The organism is Sphingomonas sp. AC435, assembly GCF_979253005.1.
Window position 1 is genome coordinate 1 of the sequence record NZ_CEEDCJ010000143.1, and the last position, 229, is coordinate 229.

The 229-nt window shown below is 63.8% G+C and carries 1 protein-coding gene; it reads right to left on the minus strand.

What is annotated here, in order from left to right; translation table 11 throughout:
- On the minus strand, positions 1-229 hold a 229-nt coding region (locus AC0CH8_RS19235), incomplete at both ends, for a hypothetical protein (protein ID WP_465241250.1).

A 229-nucleotide genomic window follows, 5' to 3' on the forward strand; every position in this document is an offset into this window, starting at 1 on the left:
CACCAATCCAACCAATGCTGCGGCGGGCGATTGAATTGCAGGCTGTCGCTGAAGGCGCGTATCTGCTGCCACTTGCGGCCTGGTACATCCACCGAGAAGCGTGACGGCAGCTTGTGCGGCGCGCGCTGGGGCAGATCGCCAATTTCATTCAGCAGTGCCGCCTGGGCAGCCAGCTCAGGAAAAGGCGCGGGGGCGGTCTGCAGCGCTGTTGGCTGATTGTGGGCGGCTT